Here is a 15293-nt window from a genome sequence, read left to right as displayed (position 1 = left end):
GGAAGGTTTAGCCTGTTCGCCCGGTGGCTCACCGGGGCTGGAAGAGCACCCGCTTGAAGGCCTCGGCGGCCAGGTGCACCTGCACGGCCCAGTCACTCGCCGCCTCACTGCCCGCATCGTCGGAAATATATTTGAGGCAGACAAAAGGAATGTTTTCTCTGCGGGCGATCAATGCCAGCACATAGGCTTCCATATCTACCACGTCATAGGGTGCGTCGCCGTGGCTCACTTCGAAGTTGTCACCGGTGCCGCAGGCTTCGAGGGGTAAGCCCGAGATGGCCATGCCATGCTCAAGCACTACTGGGGTATCCGAAAAAGGTGTCTCGTAGCGGGCGAAGCCCAAGGGGGTGACATCCATATCCCGTTGCACGAAGCGGTTGCAGCACACCACAGTGCCTTTGCCATGGCGTTTACTCCCGGCAGATCCGAGGTTGACGATCAGCCGAGGCCTATGGCGGGTGATGGCACGGGTGAGCGTGATAGCTGCATTGACCTTGCCAATGCCGGTAAATACGGTATTGAGGTGGCCGAATACTTGGCCGGCTTCGGCTTCGAGTGCAAATACAAACAGGATGTCTTCAGGCGAGACTTGGGGGAACAGCGGGGTCAGCATCATCGGGCATTGATTCCAGTCGACAGGAACGGGCCCGGCTATTGTCAGTCAACTCGGCGGCATTGCAAGCGGGTCGTGGCCTACCTGTAATGCGCGGTGCCGGGTTACCTCGGCACCGCGTAGCCTCACTTACGAACGGCCGCCTTTGGGCCCGGCTTTACCGGTTTGGTCGCTTGAGGAATGCTGGCCGCCTTTGCGCCCGGCTTCGGATGCTTTTTCACGGTCATTGGCAAAGTTGCCTGGGTTCTTGGTACCGCCCTGGCTGCCTTGTTGATTGCCGCTGCGGCTGTTCTCTTTGTTGGCCATGGTCTGAAACCTCATATGACTTCGGAATGCACGGCAACGGTGCCGTACATGGGTTCAGAGTGCGGCCATCAGCGGTGATTCGCTTTAAACAGCCGCCATCGGACCGGTGGCGTTAAATATGCGGTCGTCGGGTATTTGGCGTGGCGGTCAGTGGGGTGCCGGGGTGTCCAGGCGGGCCTGGCGCCGGCCCAACCATGCCCCGGTCACAGCCCAGCCGGTGGCGATAGCCGCACCGATCAGCATGGCAGCTTGAGGGTGCTCGCCCATTACATCCAGAGCACGTTTGAGCCAGCCGCTGATGGCGTCGCCGCCTCGGTACACCACGGTGTCGATGAAGTTCTTGGCCTTGTACTTGTCTTCGGCCGGTAGCACTGTGAACAGCATCTCCCGCCCAGGGCGCACCAGTGCGTATTCCCCGGCCCGCCGTATAACCATGACCACTACGAATACTGCGAACACGGGGGCCATCGCCAGCCAAATGAAGCCCATAGCCATTACCATGGGCACTGCCACCAGAAGCACGCCCACGCCAAGCCGCCGAGCCAAGCGCCCTGTGAGGAACAGTTGAGTGAGAATCGCCAGTGCTTGCACCAAGCTGTCTATCAGGCCGAATACCTGTGTCTGCCGGGTACTGTCGGTAAAGGTCTGGCTAACGATGCGAGCTTGCTCGAAATACAGGAACGTGCTGACACTGGCGAGCAAAACGACGAACAGAGCAGTGCCCAGCAGATAAGGTGAACGCAGTACCGCTGTCGCACCTGCGAAGGGGTTACCGCCCAGTGGCTGCCGGGACGGCATAGGCGCTCGCTTTGTGATCGGTTGTGCAGCACGCCAGCGCTGCAGAAAACGTGTGGCCTGGATGCTTGCAACCAAAAAGCCTGCCGCCAGCACCAGCAACCCGGCATGACCAAGTGGCGCCACCAGCAATGCGCCCAGTAAGGGCCCAGTGAGCCCACCCAAACTGGCGCCAGCCGCAAGCAGGCCGAACAGGCGCTTGCTTTGCTCAGTGGAAAAGAGGTCTGCCAGCACGCTCCACGCCAGCGAGATACACAGCAGGTTGAACACCGACAGCCAGATGTAGAACGCGCGGGCCGTCCACACCGCATCAGGCGACCGGGCCATGAGCAGGGCGAACAACACCAGGTTGCTGGCAAAAAAACCATAGGTCCACGGCAGGATCAGCCTGCGCGATACTTTAGAGGCCAGCCAGCCGAACAACGGCAGGCATACCAGTGTGACGATGAAAGTCCCGGTGAACAGCCATTGCAGGTTGTCTACACCACCCGCAATGCCCATGGTTTCACGCACGGGCCTAAGCATGAAGTAGCCGGTGAACAGTAGATAGAACAACAGCAGGCCGGCGAGCACTGCGGGTGCTTCACCGGGCTGGATATCGAGCAGCTGTTGCAGACGGCGCCGCAGGTTCGTCATCGCGTCACGCAAATTGCTGAATCAGCGCCTGTTGCTGCGCCGGGGTCAGCAATGGGCCATGACCCGCTTTCAATTGGTCGAGCTGGCGATCTGGCCGGCCGGTTGCCGGGATTACGGCGGTGACCGCTGGGTGGCTGGTCGCAAACTTGAGGAACAGCTGCGCCCAACTGCCAATACCAGCCTGCTGGGCCCACCCTGGCAGCGGCTGGTCCTTGACCTGGGCGAACAGCCGGCCATCGTCGAAGGCCCGGTTGATCAGCACCGCTACGCCTTTGTCGCGGCACAGTGGCAAGAGGGTCTTCGCTGCCTGAGGGGCATTGACTGCATAGTTGACCTGGATGAAATCCAGTGGCTCGCTGCGGACGATGGCCGCAACCTCCTCATGCCCGCTGTTCAGGTAATGGGTGATGCCCACATAGCGGGTTTTGCCCTGTTGCTTGAGTTCGCGGGCATAGGGCAACTGGGTTTTCCAGTCGCGCAAATTGTGTACCTGCAATAGGTCGACCTTTTCCGTGCGCAGGCTACGCAGGGTTTGTGCCCACTGGGTCTGGGCTGCGGCGAGGCTGTCGGCTGCAATCTTGGTGGCGATGAAGCACTGGCGGTGCCAACCGCCCTCTTCCAGAAGTTGCCCCAGGATAGCGTCGGCGCCGCCGTAGTTCGGCGACGTGTCGATGACCCGGCCGCCGCCTTGGAAGAACGCCGAGAGCACCTGTTCAAGCTGGCGATAGGCCGTAGAACCCGGCTCTACTTCAAAGCTCCCAGACGTGCCGGCCCCGATAGCGGGCAGTGCTTCACCGGTGGCGGGTATCTTGCGTGTGAGCAGGCCTTGGGGCGCGGCGGCCAGCCACGGTGCGGCCGCCATAAGGCTAATAGCCGCCCCGGCGCGCAGAACATCGCGGCGTGCGTACATGGTCAGGCCCTCTTGAGGAAGCGGTGTCCCCCACAGGCTAGCCCCTGAAACCGTCGGATGCGCCTAGATGTGTGTCTGAATGTTTGACGTATCAGCCTTGCAACAGCAGGCGCAGGTCCACACCCGCCTCGCCCATGGGTGGGCACCAGTAGTAGCCGCCGGTCAGCGGCCGGGTGAAGCGGTACAGGCCGTCGATAATGCCGTCCTCCAACCCGCTCATGCGCCGCAGTTGCACCTCAAAAGCCGCAAAGGACTTGCCCAGTGCCACGAACGCCAGGCCCGCACCCCGAGTATCGGCCCAGGATATCGAGCGGCGCACCATGAACGCCTCGGGTGCAAAGCTTTCCTGCGCCGTGCGTTTCACGTGGGCTGACGCTGGGGCATCATCCAGCTCTTCGTTGTCGCTGAGCCGGCGGCCAATGATGTTGTCCTGCACCTCTTGGGGCAGCGCCTTGAAATACTGCAGGTCGTGCTTCCACAGCTGGAAGGCGGCGAAGCTGGAGCCTTTCAGGCCCGGCACACCCTCGGCAAGGATCGCGGCGTGCACGGCATCGTCATCGCTGGGGTTTTCAGTGCCATCTTCGTACCCGGTCAGGTCACGCCCTCCCTGGTGCAGGAAGCCCTCCACATGGTCAACCAGGCTGAACGCCGGGCTCAGCAACTGCTCCAGCGCCTGGGCCCGCAGGTACAGGTCGCCCCGCTCTTCGCCGCGCAGCCACAGCCACAGGGCATGCTGGGTGCTCGGATTCTCCACGGCAGCGTCCAGCACGGGGAATGGCTCAAGCCCTTCGATGCGGGCGTTCAGCACCTTGGCCAACGGTGCGCCGACCCCCAGCGTCAAACGCAAGCCATCCACTTCATTGAGCAGTGCATCGAGCGCCGCAGGTATGGCGCCTGGGGAGTTGATCGAAAAGAACAGGTGACGAGCATGCACGGGGACGGGCGTGGCGAGCAGACCTTGCTGGAACGGCATGAAGGGGGAGTCCTGGGTAAAAGCGCGCATGCTACTGCGCACCCTGGGTTACTGCAATGCGCGTTAAGCGCGCGGGTGAAGGGATCACGGTAACAAATGGTTACCAAAGCTGGCCATATGCAATTAGCTATCAGGTCGGCGCCACCTAAACTGCTCGGCATCCCCGGCCCGAGACTGCGCCATGACCGCCTCCCCTCTGCTGACCACCTTTCTGCCGCTGGCCCTGGGCATTATCATGCTTGGCCTAGGCCTGTCATTGACCTTGGCCGATTTTGCCCGTGTGGTGAAATACCCGAAGCCGGTGCTGATCGGCCTGGCCTGCCAGATCGTGCTGTTGCCGACAGCGTGTTTCCTGATCGCCAACGGCCTGGGCCTGGAGGCCGCCCTGGCGGTCGGTTTGATGCTGCTGGCGGCGTCACCGGGCGGCACCACCGCCAACCTCTTCAGCCACCTGGCGCACGGCGACGTGGCGTTGAACATTACCCTGACAGCGGTCAATTCACTGATCGCGATCCTCACCATGCCGCTGCTGGTCAACCTGTCGCTGAGCTGGTTCATGGCCTCTGACCAGGCGATCCCGCTGCAATTTGCCAAGGTGTTGCAGGTGTTTGCGATCGTGTTGCTGCCCGTGGCCTTGGGCATGCTGATCCGCCATGTTGCGCCGGCATTCGCTGCGCGCATGGAAAAACCGATGAAGATCGTGGCGGCGTTGTTTCTGGCGTTCACCATCGTGCTTGCCTTGGCCAAGGACTGGCAGACCGTGGTGGAGTACGCACCCGTGGTGGGCCTGGCGGCGCTGCTGTTCAATGTGCTCAGCCTGGCGGTGGGCTACTGGGTGCCTCGCTGGCTGCATGTTCCCAAGCGCCAGGCTATCGCCATTGGCATGGAAATCGGTATTCACAACGGCACCCTGGCCATTGCCCTGGCCCTCAGCCCTTCGTTGCTGAACAACGCGACAATGGCCGTGCCGGCAGCCTTGTACAGCCTGATCATGTTCTTTACCGCAGCCGCATTCGGCTGGTGGGTGAGCCGTGGGCATGTCAGCCCAGAAGCGGCTGCGGGCACGGGTGAGCGCGTCTAGCGTTCAGTTGCGCGGGCGCCTGTTACGTCGCAGCTGGCGCACCAGCACCTGCAAGGGCGGTGCATAGAAGAACCCGAACGAGACACTGCCCTCGCGCCCCTTTACCGCATGGTGTAGGCGGTGCGCGCGGTGCAGGCGCCTGAGGTAACGGCCCATGGGGCGCAGTTTGCGCGGCCAGTGCCGGTGGAACAGGCCATCGTGGGCGGCAACATAAAGCACCCCATAGGCCGCCACGCCGCCGCCCACCCAGTGTAACGGCCAGTACCCGGCCTTGCCGATCGCCACCAGCGCGGCGGCCACCAGCCCCAGGGCCAGCAGGTACAGGTCGTTGGTTTCCAGCATGCCCAGGTGGGGCTCATGATGGGAGCGGTGCAGCCACCAGCCCCAGCCATGCATGATGTACTTGTGGGCCAGCGTACCGACGCCTTCCATGGCCACCAGGGTGCCGAGCAGGATGGCGATGTTGAGCAACATGAAGCATTCCGCGATGTGTGCAAGAGAGAGGGGAAGGTTACCGATTGGTGCGCTGTTTTTCCACGTAGTCGCTGCATGCTGTAGGGGTTTTCCCGATGAAGCCATTGTCATGTTTTTACCCTTGACCTGCCTTGCCCTGCGGCGTAACGTCCCCGCCGCAATTTTGCATCCCTGAACAGGAGTCCTGCATTGGACAGTAGCCCCAGTCGCTTGCGACAGGCCCACGCGGCACGCTAGTCCGGCAGCGCTTCAACTGCCTGGCGGCTTTGCCAAGGCGGTGACGGTTTCAACACTCCTCCTCTCCCTTCGTGGTCCTGCGCATTTCTGGTTTTCTTAACCGCGTCGAACGTATCGACGCCAACACGGGCACCTGCCCGTGGATGAGGTTTGCTATGGATTGGAAAGTCTTTCTGCTGCGCGTCAGCATTGCCCTGCTGTTGGGCGCCCTGATCGGGGCCGAGCGGCAACTGCGTCAGCGCCTCACTGGCCTGCGTACCAATGCGCTGGTCAGCACCGGTGCCTGTCTGTTCGTGTTGATGACCCAGGCGGTGCCGGGCATGCAGCCTACCGATGCCTCACGCATCGCTGCCTACGTGGTGTCGGGCATCGGGTTTCTCGGTGGCGGGGTGATCATGCGCGACGGTTTCAACGTGCGTGGGCTGAACACTGCGGCGACCTTGTGGTGCACCGCCGCCATCGGCGTATTGTGCAGCCTTGGCCTGTTGCTGGAAGCTGCCTTGGGCAGCCTGGTGGTGCTGTGCGCCAATATTCTGCTGCGTGACATTGCCCAACGGCTGGACCGCCAGGAGGTGGTACCTGCCAGTGAGGTGGAGCAACATTTCGAGGTGCGTATCGTCTGCCGGGCCCAGGATGAGATCCAGGTGCGCAGCCTGATGCTGCACAGCCTCAGCGACCCTGGGCTGCGCTTGCAGTCCTTGCACAGTGAAGACCTGGCAGACCCTTCCCGGTTGGAAGTGCGCGCCGAACTGCTGGGTACTTCCGAGGCGCCCTCGCAATTGGAGCGGCTGGTAAGCCGCGTCAGCCTGGAAAAAGGCGTCAGCTCAGTGCGCTGGCAGTTGCAGGCGCAGCAGCATGCGCTGGCAGCAGATTAACCCGCCACCCGCTCCATCACTTCGTAACGGTCGCGGCCCTGGTGCTTGGCCTCGTATAACGCCAGGTCCGCCGCCCCCAGCAGTTGCTGCGGGGTGAGTGCTTGCTGGGAGAGGTCCGCCACGGCAATACCGGCACTGAATGAAACCCTCCCCAGCGGGCTGCCGGCATGTTCCAGCATCTGCCCACGCAATGCTTGCTGCAGCTCACGCACCAGCGCCTGGGCGCCCTGGCTGTCGGTATCGGGCAGCAACAAGGTGAATTCCTCGCCGCCGTAGCGCACAGCCAGGTCGGCCGGGCGGCGCATGGCTTGGCGCAACAGCGCGGCGAACCGCTGCAGGCACGCATCACCTGCCGGGTGCCCATAGCGGTCGTTGTAGGCCTTGAAGTAGTCCAGGTCGAGCATCACCACCACCAGTGGGTAGCCCTGGCGCCGGGCCCTGCGCAGTTCTGCATCGAACATTGCATCGAGCCGGCGACGGTTGCCCAGGCCCGTGAGGCTGTCGGTCAGTGCCAGCGCCTTCAATGTCTGATGGGCCTGGTGCAAGGCACGCTCCATGACAATGCGCTCACGCAACTGGCGCAACACTACCCAGCCAAAGACCGCGAAGCCCAGCACCAACAGCAACAGCACAGCCAGAGACTTCAGGGCATCCTGCCGCCAGGGCGCCACGATGGACTCCCGAGACAGCCCTGCCTCCACCACCAGCGGGTAACTGGTCAACGCGCGGTAGGCATACAGGCGCGGCGTGCCATCGACCACCGCAACGGCTTCCACCAGGCCCTGTGGCGCGTACGGCAGGTGATTGCGGAAAATCTCGCTGTTGGCCAGGCTGCGCCCCACCACCCGCTCGACGAAGGGGCGCCGCACCAGAATGGTACCGTCGCGCTTGGCCAATACCAGAGCGCCACGTTCATCGATCTTGAATTCACCGTAGTAGCGCACGAACCAGTCCACCTTGATGGTGCCCAGCAGCACCCCGGCAAAGCTGCCATCGGCATGCTGCAGGCGCCGGGATATGGGAATGATCAGGCTGCCGGTAGACCGGCTGCGCACCACTGAGCCGATGCGCACCGCCCGGCTCGGGTGGTCGCGGTGGTAGATGAAGTAATCGCGGTCGCCGTTGTTCGCGGCAGCTGGGCTGGCAGTTTTGTCCGTGACGATCCAGCGCCCATCGGGCCCGTACACGAACAGCCCGTGCAACTGCGGGATGATGCTTTTCTGCTGGGCAAGCAGCGCATGCAACCGGGGGCGGTCGATATGATCGAAGCCATCCCCTTCCAGGCGTTCGGCCAGTGCGGCGGTAATCGCATCCACTTGGCGGATGGCGTCTTCGGCGTGCTGTGCGGTGGCCTGTACCAGGTTGGTGACCATATTTTCAGCGTTGATGAAGGCATCGCGATAATCGCGCCAGATGCGCCAGCCTTCGACCGTTGCAAATGTCACCAGCACCAGCAACATGAACGCCAACACCAGGCGAAACACCGACACCCGCCTGCCCTCGCCCGTCAGAGCGAGGAGGCCTTGGTCATCCTGATCCGCGGCTGCACGCATTCGAATCCCTAGGTCGTGGTCCACTGGTCGCACTTGACTATAGCCAGCTAGCCGCGCAGGTGCGTAGCGCAGGGCAAAAAGATTAAACCTTTGCGTCTTGCCGGGCCTCAACAGTACGCGACACTGACGTCGCGCCATCGTTTAAGGAGCGGAACATGAGCAATCTCTTCATCAAGCGCGTCGGCCTGTCCATGGTGCTCGGCATGGCATCGGTCCACGCATTTGCAGCCAGCTCGGACGACTTCGTAGACGCAGCGACCGAAGCCGGCATCGCAGAAATCGTCACCGGCAACCTGGCTCAGGAAAAGACCAAGAGCGCTGACATCAAGACCTACGCTCAGCAAATGGTCAAAGACCACACAGAAGCCAACCAGAAGCTTGCCGCCATTGCCGCCAAGCTGGACATCTCGGTGCCAGATGAAGCTGCACTGACCGACAAGATCAAAAAGGTCATTCTGGAATGGCGTGACGAGTCCTTCGACAAGTCTTACGTCAACAACCAGGTCGATGCCCACGAAAAAACCGTCAACCTGTTCAAGAAAGAGGCTGAGTCTTCCGACAAGCCTGAGCTGAAGGCATTCGCTGCAGAAACATTGCCCAAGCTAGAACAGCACCTGCAGCATGCCAAGGCACTGCAAACCCAACACGGCAAGTGAGGTAACCATGAGCAACGACGCACTCAAATCCGAAGTCCTTACCCGTCTGCACCATGCTCACCCGCATGGTCTCGGCAAGGAGTTGCTGGATAACTACCGGGGCGAGAAGGAAGTGGCTGACATGCTCATGTCGCTGCAGCAGGAAGGGCTGATCCACGACGGCAGCGTGCTGAAGGACGGCGATGAAAATGTGAGCCTCAGCTACCCCATCAAACTGTCGGCGGCTGGGGTAGATGCAGCGAAAAAGGCCGAGGCAGCCAAGAAAGCCGAGTCCTGAAGGACGTGCGAGGCCGTTTGGCGGTGTTTTAAAGGGGCGGCCTGTTGGCCGCCCTTTTTATTGCGTATCTTTCTCCACGTCACGCGGCGGTTTGGCGGGGCCCTGAGGGTCCACTTGAGGGTCGTCGACGCTGGGTGAGTCCGGATCAAACCCGAGGTCGTCCGGTTTGTCAGCGTGGTCAGTGGAATGAGGCCCCTGCTGGGTGCTCGGTGCTTTGTCGTTACCGGTCATGGTTTTTCTCCAATGGCTGCCCTATTGAAGAAACCACCCGCCCCCGAAAGTTTGATTAATCTTGCGCGGCATCGTGCGCAGCCTCGCACCGCGCCAACGCCTCATCCCTACCCTGCAATTGCACGCGTAACTGCTCAAGCTGATTGGCCTGCTCGGTACAGATGCCGCGCTTGTCCTCCAGGCTTTGCACCTGTACGGCAAGCTGACGGCGCAGTTCATCACTGCTGCCCTGTGCTTGGGCCAGCAGGGTGCGCAGGCCCTGGATTTGCGCATCGCGCTGCTCCAGTAGTTCTTTTTGCGTGCGGCTCTCGCCCGACGCCTGGCGGTGCTCGCCCAGCAACCGTTCGTTATCCCGGTGCAGGCGGGTGAGCTCGTCCTGTTTCACCACCATGCCCTGCTGCAACTGGCGCACTTCCACCTGTATCTGCTGCAGCTGCGCCTCATGCCGGCGTTGCTCCTGCTCACGCTGGTCCCGGCTGGCATTGCGGTAATGCTCAAGCGCATCGCGGGCATGGCGGTGTTTGTCTTCCAGCGAGCTGACCTGTGCCTCCTTGTCTGCCAGGCGGACCTGCAATTCGCCCAGCGACTGGCTCAGGCTGGCGTTGCGCAGCTGCTCCGTTTGTAGCGTGCTGTGCACGGTTTGCAGCTTCTCGGACTCCGCTGCCAATGCAGCGACATCAATCTGATGCTGTTGCTGGGCCTCGGCCAGGGTCTGGCGAACGGTGGCGAGTTCCTGTTCCAGATGCTCCCGCTGTTCGGTGAACACCCGCTCAGCCTGCTCGATAGAGAGGTCGGCTTCGTCCTGCAGTTGGGTCGCCAGTTGCCCGACCATGCGGCTGAGCACCTCGCTGATCGGTGCGCCGCCTTCCGAGGGCACGGGCTGCTGGCCAGTGAGCTCCTTGAGATAACGGTGGATGGTGGTTTTTGAGCCGGTATTGCCCAGTTCGATACGGATGGCATCGATGCTGGGGTTCTCGCCCCTGGCAATCAGCGCCTGCCGGGCCTGCTGCACCACAACCTTGTTTATGCCACCGCGGGCCATGGGATCTCCTACTATTTTGTACTGTTGTACGTAGTATGTAATTACATACCAATTCTGAGCTAGTGGAGTGCGCATTTCAAGCCTAGGATAAGGTGGAATAATCACGGCTTATCGAATGTGAGTGCTTTTTTGAGTGCCTATCCTGTCGCTCTGGCAGTGCGCAGTACCTTGAATCGCTCACCCGCAGGCGCCACCATGCACGCAACGCTCAAGGCCTCATCGACATGACCCTGCAGAACTACAAGGCAATCGCCGACAGCATCTCGCTGCTGCTTTATCCCCACGCCGAGGTCATCGTGCATGACCTGGCCAGCCAGACCGTGGCGTACATCGCCAACAACTTCTCCCAACGCCAGTTGGGGGATGACTCCGCCATTGATGACGAGCTGGACGCCCTGCTGGAGGGTGTCAACCTGGGGCCTTACGAGAAGCTCAACTGGAATGGCCAGAAGGTGCGCGCCATCAGTACGGTGCTGCGCAACGAGGCGGGCGTTGCCGAACACTTGATGTGCATCAACCTGAATGTGTCGGTGCTCGAACAGGCGCACGCGGCGCTGGAAGCGTTCTTCCAGGTAAGCCGTGTTGTTGCCAAACCCGATGCGTTGTTTCGCAATGACTGGCAGGAACGCATCAATACCTTCCTCCATGGCTGGCTGCAGGCCAATGGCCTCTCGTTGCAGACATTGAAGATGAAAGACAAGCGCACACTGGTACAGGCGCTACACGCCGAGGGTGCATTCGGGGGGCGCAGCGGTGCGGACTACGTGGCCAATGTGCTGAGCATGGGGCGGGCGACGGTGTACAAGTACCTGAAAGACCTCAAACGCTGACCAGACATCCCCGCTGTTGATGTAAGTAGACATAGATTCTATTATGGACATCAATTCCATTGTAGATCGGGACCTGCCATGCCCCTTACTGCTTCTCTCAAACAGATTGATGGTTCAGTCCTCGATGCACTCTACGAATCAATCACTCAAGCGCACAGCAAACTGCGCCCCGCCGTCAGCATCACCCCGCTTGAATTCAGCCCTGGCCTGTCCACCATTACGGGCTGCCAGGTGCTGCTCAAGTGCGAGCACTTGCAGCACACCGGTTCATTCAAGTTTCGCGGAGCCAGCAACAAGATCCGCCTGCTGGATGAAGGTGGGCGGCAGAGCGGTGTGATTGCTGCATCTTCCGGCAACCATGGGCAGGCGCTAGCGTTGGCCGGCCAGCGGGCCGGAGTGCCCGTGACCGTTTACACCAGCACGTCTGCCTCCGCCTATAAAGTGCAGGCCATGCGCGCGCTGGGCGCACAGGTCATCAGTTTGCCGACAGACCCGCTCAGCGTTGAACTGGAAGCGGCCAGGCAGGCGCAAGCCCAAGGCAAGGTGTTCGTATCCCCCTACAACGACCTGCAGGTCATTGCCGGCCAAGGCACCATCGGCATCGAGCTTTTCGAACAGGCGCCCGACCTGGATGCCGTATTCGTTGCCGTGGGCGGTGGCGGCATGATTGCCGGTATTGCCACTGCCTTACGGTTCCTGAAACCCGGTACGCACATCGTTGGCTGCTGGCCAGAAAACGACCCGGCCCTGCAACGTTCCCTGGAGGCCGGCGAAATCATCGACATCGACGCGCAGCCTACGCTGTCCGACGGCACTGCCGGGGGTGTGGAGCCCGGCAGCATCACCCTACCGCTATGCCAGGCGCTACTGAGCGATACGGTGCTGGTCAGTGAGGGCGAAATAAAAGCTGCCATGCGCGACATTGCCCGCCACGAGCGCTGGATCATCGAAGGCGCTGCCGCGGTCGCTGTGGCCGGCATGCACAAGCTCGCCGCACGCTACCAAGGCAAGCGTGTAGCTGTGGTGCTGTGCGGCCGGAATATCGTGCTGGAGCAGTTCAGCCAAGCCATCAGCTGAACGCGCTCCGTGGGCTCAGCCGAGCCTGTGCACCTGGGCCGGCGTGCGGCGCATCAGCACCTCCCCATGGCGTATCGACACCAGCGCATGGCCCTGGCTACGGACCATTTCGTAGTCATCCGGCGCCGATAGCAGCAACAGGTTGGCCGGCCTGCCCACTTCGATGCCGTAGCGCTCGCCCAGGTTGAGGGTGCGGGCGCTGTTGTCGGTGATCAGGTCCAGGCAGCGCTGCAGGTCCTCGTACCCCAGCATGTGGCAGATGTGAAGCCCGGCTTCCAGAATGCGCAGGATGTTGCCGTTGCCCAGCGGGTACCAAGGGTCGACGATCGAATCCTGGCCGAAGCATACGTTCAAGCCGGCGCGGTCGATTTCCGCGACACGGGTCACGCCCCGCCGCTTGGGGTAATTGTCGAAACGGCCTTGCAGGTGGATGCTCTCGGTGGGGCATGAGACGAAGTTGATGCCCGAGCGTTTCAGCAGGCGGAACAGCTTGGAGCAGTAGGCGTTGTCGTACGACCCCATCGCCACGGTATGGCTGGCCGTGACCCGCGGGCCCATCTGCCGTACCCGTGCTTCCTCGGCCAACACCTCGAGAAAGCGCGACTGCGGGTCGTCGGTTTCGTCGCAATGCACATCCACCAGGCAGCCGCTGCGCTCAGCCAGGTCCATGAGGAACTTCACCGAGGCCACGCCTTGCTCGCGGGTGTTCTCGAAATGCGGGATGCCGCCCACCACGTCGGCACCGATGGCAATCGCCTCGGTCATCAGCGCCCGGCCATTGGGGTAGGACTCGATGCCCTCCTGGGGGAAGGCAACGATCTGCAGGTCTACCAGGTGGCGCACGTCCTCGCGGACCTCGACCATGGCCTTGAGTGCGACCAGGCCGGGTTCGGTGACATCCACGTGGGTACGCACGTGCTGGATGCCGTGGTCCACCAGCATGTCGATGGTTTTCTTGGCCCGGGCCTTGATGTCGTCGTGGGTAGTGGTTTCTTTGCGCTGTGCCCAGCGTTCGATGCCCTCGAACAAGGTGCCGCTCATGTTCCACTCCGGCTCCCCCGCCGTCAGCGTCGCGTCCAGGTGGATGTGCGGCTCGACGAAGGGCGGCACTACCAGGTTCTGCCCCGCGTCCAGGTCATCGGCAGCCCCAGGCGCGACTACGTCGGGCTGGGGCACGATGGCGGCGATGGCGGCACCGTTCAATTCGATGCGAAACAGGCCAGGCCTGCCACGCAGGCGGGCGTTGATGACGTTCATGCCGTTGCTCCTCGTTCACTACCTGGGGTTGCGTGCTGGGCAGGTTGCCCCTGGCCTCAGGCTGCGTCCAGCCCCATTTGCCAGAAATCCGCCTCCAGGTTCGACGCCTGGGCAAAAGTGCCCACCAGCTCGGCGAAGCGTTGTTCGGTCATGCTGCGGGTGGCCAGTTCGTCCAGATGCGTACGCGCCGCTGCGGCCACCGCCTGATACGCCGGCCCGGCGTACTCGCCGATCCACTCGCGATACGGGTGTTGGCTAAGGTCACCGACCTGCTCGGCCAGCGCCTGGCCGATTTCGGCGTAGCCGATCACGCACGGCGCCAGTGCCACGTGCAGCTCCAGCAGGTCGCCAGCCGCCCCGCAGTCCAGCACGTAGCGGGTGTAAGCGACGGTGGCCGGGTGTTCTGATGCCGCTTCGATATCGGCCTGGCCCAGGCCCCACCGGGCGCACAAGCGCAGGTGCAGGTCGGTTTCATCCAGAATCGCTGCCAACCCGGCCTGGGCTGCGCGGATATCCGCCGGGCGCCGGCTTTTGTAGGCGGCCAGCGCCCAGGCCCGGGCGAACTGGATCAGGAACAGGTAGTCCTGAACCAGGTAATGACGAAACGCCGCCTCGCTCAAGGTGCCCTCGCCCATCTGGCGCACGAAGTCGTGGTCCACGTAACGCTGCCACTGTGGTGTGGCGGCCGCTTTCAAGCGCGCGAAGATATCCATGCTCATTGGCCCTCCGGGTAAACGGCGTCGAAGAATGCCAGCTCCAGCGCCACGGTGCGCTGGTAGAAGTCCGTGGCCAGGGCAGCTTCGGCAGGGCCAACGCGGTCAAGTTCCGCCTGGAGGAAGGCAACGAAGGCCTGAAAAGCGGGGTTGTCGTGCAACGTGATCCACTCGGCGTGCACAAAGTGCTGCGGCAGCGGCTTCGGTGCCTTCAGCGCCCAATCCAGGTACAGGCCTTCGGCCACATTGAGCACTGCCAGCGCTGCAGCATACGACCGGGTGGCAGCCGCCTCGCGCATGATCGCCTTGAACCCTGCAGTGGGCGCCGTATCCGCCGGCTCGCTGCGTTGGGCCGGGCTTACAGCCAGTGCGTCGAAGGCCCGCAGGAAGTAGGTATTCTCATCGCTGGAAATCATCCCGGCGAAACGCCCAAGGCGCAGGCGCGCCTCGAAGGTGTCTGCGGTGGCGATGGCTGCGCCCAGTAGGGTCAGGAAGCTGTCGAGAAAACGGTGGTCCTGTACCAGGTAGTCGATCATCACGCGGTCTGGCAGGGTGCCGTCGCACAATTGGGTCACGAAACGGTGGCCGGTGGCCGCGCACCAGGTTGGCTCGCATTGGCGACGCAAGGCCTGGTTGAAAGGTTCGGTCATGAGAGTGCCTTCGATCAAGGGATGGCAGACCTATACCGCAATGCTTGTGCCCCTGTCACGCCGCGCCGGGCAAAAGAATAAAGGCTAATTGCCACCAGTCACCGTGC

The 15293-nt window shown here is 62.2% G+C and carries 17 protein-coding genes and 1 pseudogene; 6 read left to right on the top strand and 12 right to left on the bottom strand.

The genetic code is table 11. The annotated features are described in order from the left end of the window. Nucleotides 1–28: 28 nt before the first annotated feature. From IAE36_RS11495 to IAE36_RS11475, 5 genes and pseudogenes are all read right to left on the bottom strand, one after another. Complete coding sequence (locus IAE36_RS11495) at nt 29–616, bottom strand: 5'-methylthioadenosine/S-adenosylhomocysteine nucleosidase family protein (protein WP_201212468.1); 588 nt, start codon at nt 614–616, stop codon at nt 29–31. 126 nt (nt 617–742) lie between these two features. Continuing rightward, nucleotides 743–862 (bottom strand): annotated as a pseudogene (locus IAE36_RS11490) (general stress protein); the annotation flags it as partial. 204 nt (nt 863–1066) lie between these two features. Beyond that, a complete protein-coding gene (locus IAE36_RS11485; RefSeq protein WP_201212466.1) occupies nt 1067–2350 on the bottom strand; it encodes an NTP/NDP exchange transporter in 1284 nt (427 codons plus the stop codon). Between the two features lie 4 nt (nt 2351–2354). Then, entirely contained in the window at nt 2355–3260 is a 906-nt protein-coding gene (locus IAE36_RS11480) for an aldo/keto reductase (protein WP_201212464.1), read from the bottom strand. Nucleotides 3261–3351: 91 nt separating this feature from the next. Next, a complete protein-coding gene (locus IAE36_RS11475) occupies nt 3352–4233 on the bottom strand; it encodes a Dyp-type peroxidase (protein WP_201212568.1) in 882 nt (293 codons plus the stop codon). 181 nt (nt 4234–4414) lie between these two features. Here IAE36_RS11475 and IAE36_RS11470 point away from each other — a divergent pair, with 181 nt between their 5' ends. Continuing rightward, nucleotides 4415–5314 (top strand): bile acid:sodium symporter family protein, encoded by a 900-nt coding sequence (locus tag IAE36_RS11470; RefSeq protein ID WP_201212462.1) that lies wholly within the window; start codon nt 4415–4417, stop codon nt 5312–5314. A gap of 3 nt (nt 5315–5317) precedes the next feature. On the opposite strand, the gene IAE36_RS11465 is transcribed toward IAE36_RS11470, so the two are convergent. Beyond that, a complete protein-coding gene (locus tag IAE36_RS11465) occupies nt 5318–5788 on the bottom strand; it encodes a sterol desaturase family protein (protein ID WP_201212460.1) in 471 nt (156 codons plus the stop codon). Between the two features lie 392 nt (nt 5789–6180). On the opposite strand from IAE36_RS11465, the gene IAE36_RS11460 reads away from it, so the two are divergent. Then, nucleotides 6181–6900 carry an MgtC/SapB family protein gene (locus IAE36_RS11460; protein WP_028634028.1) on the top strand — a complete coding sequence of 240 codons (720 nt, stop codon included), beginning with the start codon at nt 6181–6183 and terminating at the stop codon, nt 6898–6900. Here the strand turns inward: IAE36_RS11460 and IAE36_RS11455 are convergent. Beyond that, nucleotides 6897–8453 (bottom strand): sensor domain-containing diguanylate cyclase, encoded by a 1557-nt coding sequence (locus tag IAE36_RS11455; RefSeq protein WP_201212458.1) that lies wholly within the window; start codon nt 8451–8453, stop codon nt 6897–6899. The genes IAE36_RS11460 and IAE36_RS11455 overlap by 4 nt on opposite strands. A 155-nt stretch (nt 8454–8608) precedes the next feature. On the opposite strand from IAE36_RS11455, the gene IAE36_RS11450 reads away from it, so the two are divergent. Both IAE36_RS11450 and IAE36_RS11445 read left to right on the top strand, forming a co-directional pair. Continuing rightward, nucleotides 8609–9109, top strand: a complete 501-nt coding sequence (locus IAE36_RS11450; RefSeq protein WP_028634030.1) for a DUF4142 domain-containing protein — start codon at nt 8609–8611, stop codon at nt 9107–9109. A gap of 7 nt (nt 9110–9116) precedes the next feature. After that, on the top strand, nt 9117–9386 hold the full coding sequence (locus IAE36_RS11445) for a hypothetical protein (RefSeq protein WP_201212456.1): 270 nt from the start codon (nt 9117–9119) through the stop codon (nt 9384–9386). A gap of 57 nt (nt 9387–9443) precedes the next feature. Here IAE36_RS11445 and IAE36_RS11440 read toward each other — a convergent pair whose 3' ends face one another. Next, nucleotides 9444–9617 carry a DUF6021 family protein gene (locus IAE36_RS11440; RefSeq protein WP_177331216.1) on the bottom strand — a complete coding sequence of 58 codons (174 nt, stop codon included), beginning with the start codon at nt 9615–9617 and terminating at the stop codon, nt 9444–9446. Nucleotides 9618–9672: 55 nt separating this feature from the next. Then, nucleotides 9673–10659: a DNA-binding protein gene (locus tag IAE36_RS11435; protein ID WP_201212454.1), complete on the bottom strand. Its 987-nt coding sequence runs from the start codon at nt 10657–10659 to the stop codon at nt 9673–9675. 224 nt (nt 10660–10883) lie between these two features. Here IAE36_RS11435 and IAE36_RS11430 point away from each other — a divergent pair, with 224 nt between their 5' ends. After that, complete coding sequence (locus tag IAE36_RS11430; protein ID WP_201212452.1) at nt 10884–11489, top strand: helix-turn-helix transcriptional regulator; 606 nt, start codon at nt 10884–10886, stop codon at nt 11487–11489. 78 nt (nt 11490–11567) lie between these two features. After that, entirely contained in the window at nt 11568–12566 is a 999-nt protein-coding gene (locus IAE36_RS11425; protein WP_201212449.1) for a threonine/serine dehydratase, read from the top strand. Nucleotides 12567–12581: 15 nt separating this feature from the next. Here IAE36_RS11425 and codA read toward each other — a convergent pair whose 3' ends face one another. From codA to IAE36_RS11410, 3 genes are read right to left on the bottom strand one after another with little or no spacing between them, the layout of a single operon-like run. After that, complete coding sequence (gene codA, locus IAE36_RS11420) at nt 12582–13823, bottom strand: cytosine deaminase (protein WP_201212447.1); 1242 nt, start codon at nt 13821–13823, stop codon at nt 12582–12584. Between the two features lie 56 nt (nt 13824–13879). Next, nucleotides 13880–14542 carry a thiaminase II gene (gene tenA / locus IAE36_RS11415; RefSeq protein ID WP_201212445.1) on the bottom strand — a complete coding sequence of 221 codons (663 nt, stop codon included), beginning with the start codon at nt 14540–14542 and terminating at the stop codon, nt 13880–13882. Next, nucleotides 14539–15186, bottom strand: coding sequence for a TenA family protein (locus tag IAE36_RS11410; protein WP_201212443.1), 648 nt, complete (start codon nt 15184–15186; stop codon nt 14539–14541). Before IAE36_RS11410 ends, tenA begins: the two co-directional genes overlap by 4 nt. Nucleotides 15187–15293 lie beyond the last annotated feature (107 nt).

Origin of the sequence: Pseudomonas sp. S36 (assembly GCF_016647875.1) — a bacterium.
GTDB classification, from domain to species: Bacteria; Pseudomonadota; Gammaproteobacteria; order Pseudomonadales; family Pseudomonadaceae; genus Aquipseudomonas; species Aquipseudomonas parafulva.
The sequence above is the reverse complement of the archived record's forward strand: the minus strand, read 5'-3'. Positions and strand labels throughout refer to the sequence as shown.

What these genes read in the sequence shown, in the direction of transcription:
- IAE36_RS11460 (WP_028634028.1), top strand. Translation starts at nt 6,181, where the DNA reads ATGGATTGGAAAGTCTTTCTGCTGCGCGTCAGCATTGCCCTGCTGTTG.
- IAE36_RS11465 (WP_201212460.1), bottom strand. Translation starts at nt 5,788, where the DNA reads ATGTTGCTCAACATCGCCATCCTGCTCGGCACCCTGGTGGCCATGGAA.
- IAE36_RS11495 (WP_201212468.1), bottom strand. Translation starts at nt 616, where the DNA reads ATGATGCTGACCCCGCTGTTCCCCCAAGTCTCGCCTGAAGACATCCTG.
- IAE36_RS11430 (WP_201212452.1), top strand. Translation starts at nt 10,884, where the DNA reads ATGACCCTGCAGAACTACAAGGCAATCGCCGACAGCATCTCGCTGCTG.
- codA (WP_201212447.1), bottom strand. Translation starts at nt 13,823, where the DNA reads ATGAACGTCATCAACGCCCGCCTGCGTGGCAGGCCTGGCCTGTTTCGC.
- tenA (WP_201212445.1), bottom strand. Translation starts at nt 14,542, where the DNA reads ATGAGCATGGATATCTTCGCGCGCTTGAAAGCGGCCGCCACACCACAG.
- IAE36_RS11410 (WP_201212443.1), bottom strand. Translation starts at nt 15,186, where the DNA reads ATGACCGAACCTTTCAACCAGGCCTTGCGTCGCCAATGCGAGCCAACC.
- IAE36_RS11485 (WP_201212466.1), bottom strand. Translation starts at nt 2,350, where the DNA reads ATGACGAACCTGCGGCGCCGTCTGCAACAGCTGCTCGATATCCAGCCC.
- IAE36_RS11450 (WP_028634030.1), top strand. Translation starts at nt 8,609, where the DNA reads ATGAGCAATCTCTTCATCAAGCGCGTCGGCCTGTCCATGGTGCTCGGC.
- IAE36_RS11455 (WP_201212458.1), bottom strand. Translation starts at nt 8,453, where the DNA reads ATGCGTGCAGCCGCGGATCAGGATGACCAAGGCCTCCTCGCTCTGACG.
- IAE36_RS11475 (WP_201212568.1), bottom strand. Translation starts at nt 4,233, where the DNA reads ATGCCGTTCCAGCAAGGTCTGCTCGCCACGCCCGTCCCCGTGCATGCT.
- IAE36_RS11470 (WP_201212462.1), top strand. Translation starts at nt 4,415, where the DNA reads ATGACCGCCTCCCCTCTGCTGACCACCTTTCTGCCGCTGGCCCTGGGC.
- IAE36_RS11440 (WP_177331216.1), bottom strand. Translation starts at nt 9,617, where the DNA reads ATGACCGGTAACGACAAAGCACCGAGCACCCAGCAGGGGCCTCATTCC.
- IAE36_RS11425 (WP_201212449.1), top strand. Translation starts at nt 11,568, where the DNA reads ATGCCCCTTACTGCTTCTCTCAAACAGATTGATGGTTCAGTCCTCGAT.
- IAE36_RS11435 (WP_201212454.1), bottom strand. Translation starts at nt 10,659, where the DNA reads ATGGCCCGCGGTGGCATAAACAAGGTTGTGGTGCAGCAGGCCCGGCAG.
- IAE36_RS11480 (WP_201212464.1), bottom strand. Translation starts at nt 3,260, where the DNA reads ATGTACGCACGCCGCGATGTTCTGCGCGCCGGGGCGGCTATTAGCCTT.
- IAE36_RS11445 (WP_201212456.1), top strand. Translation starts at nt 9,117, where the DNA reads ATGAGCAACGACGCACTCAAATCCGAAGTCCTTACCCGTCTGCACCAT.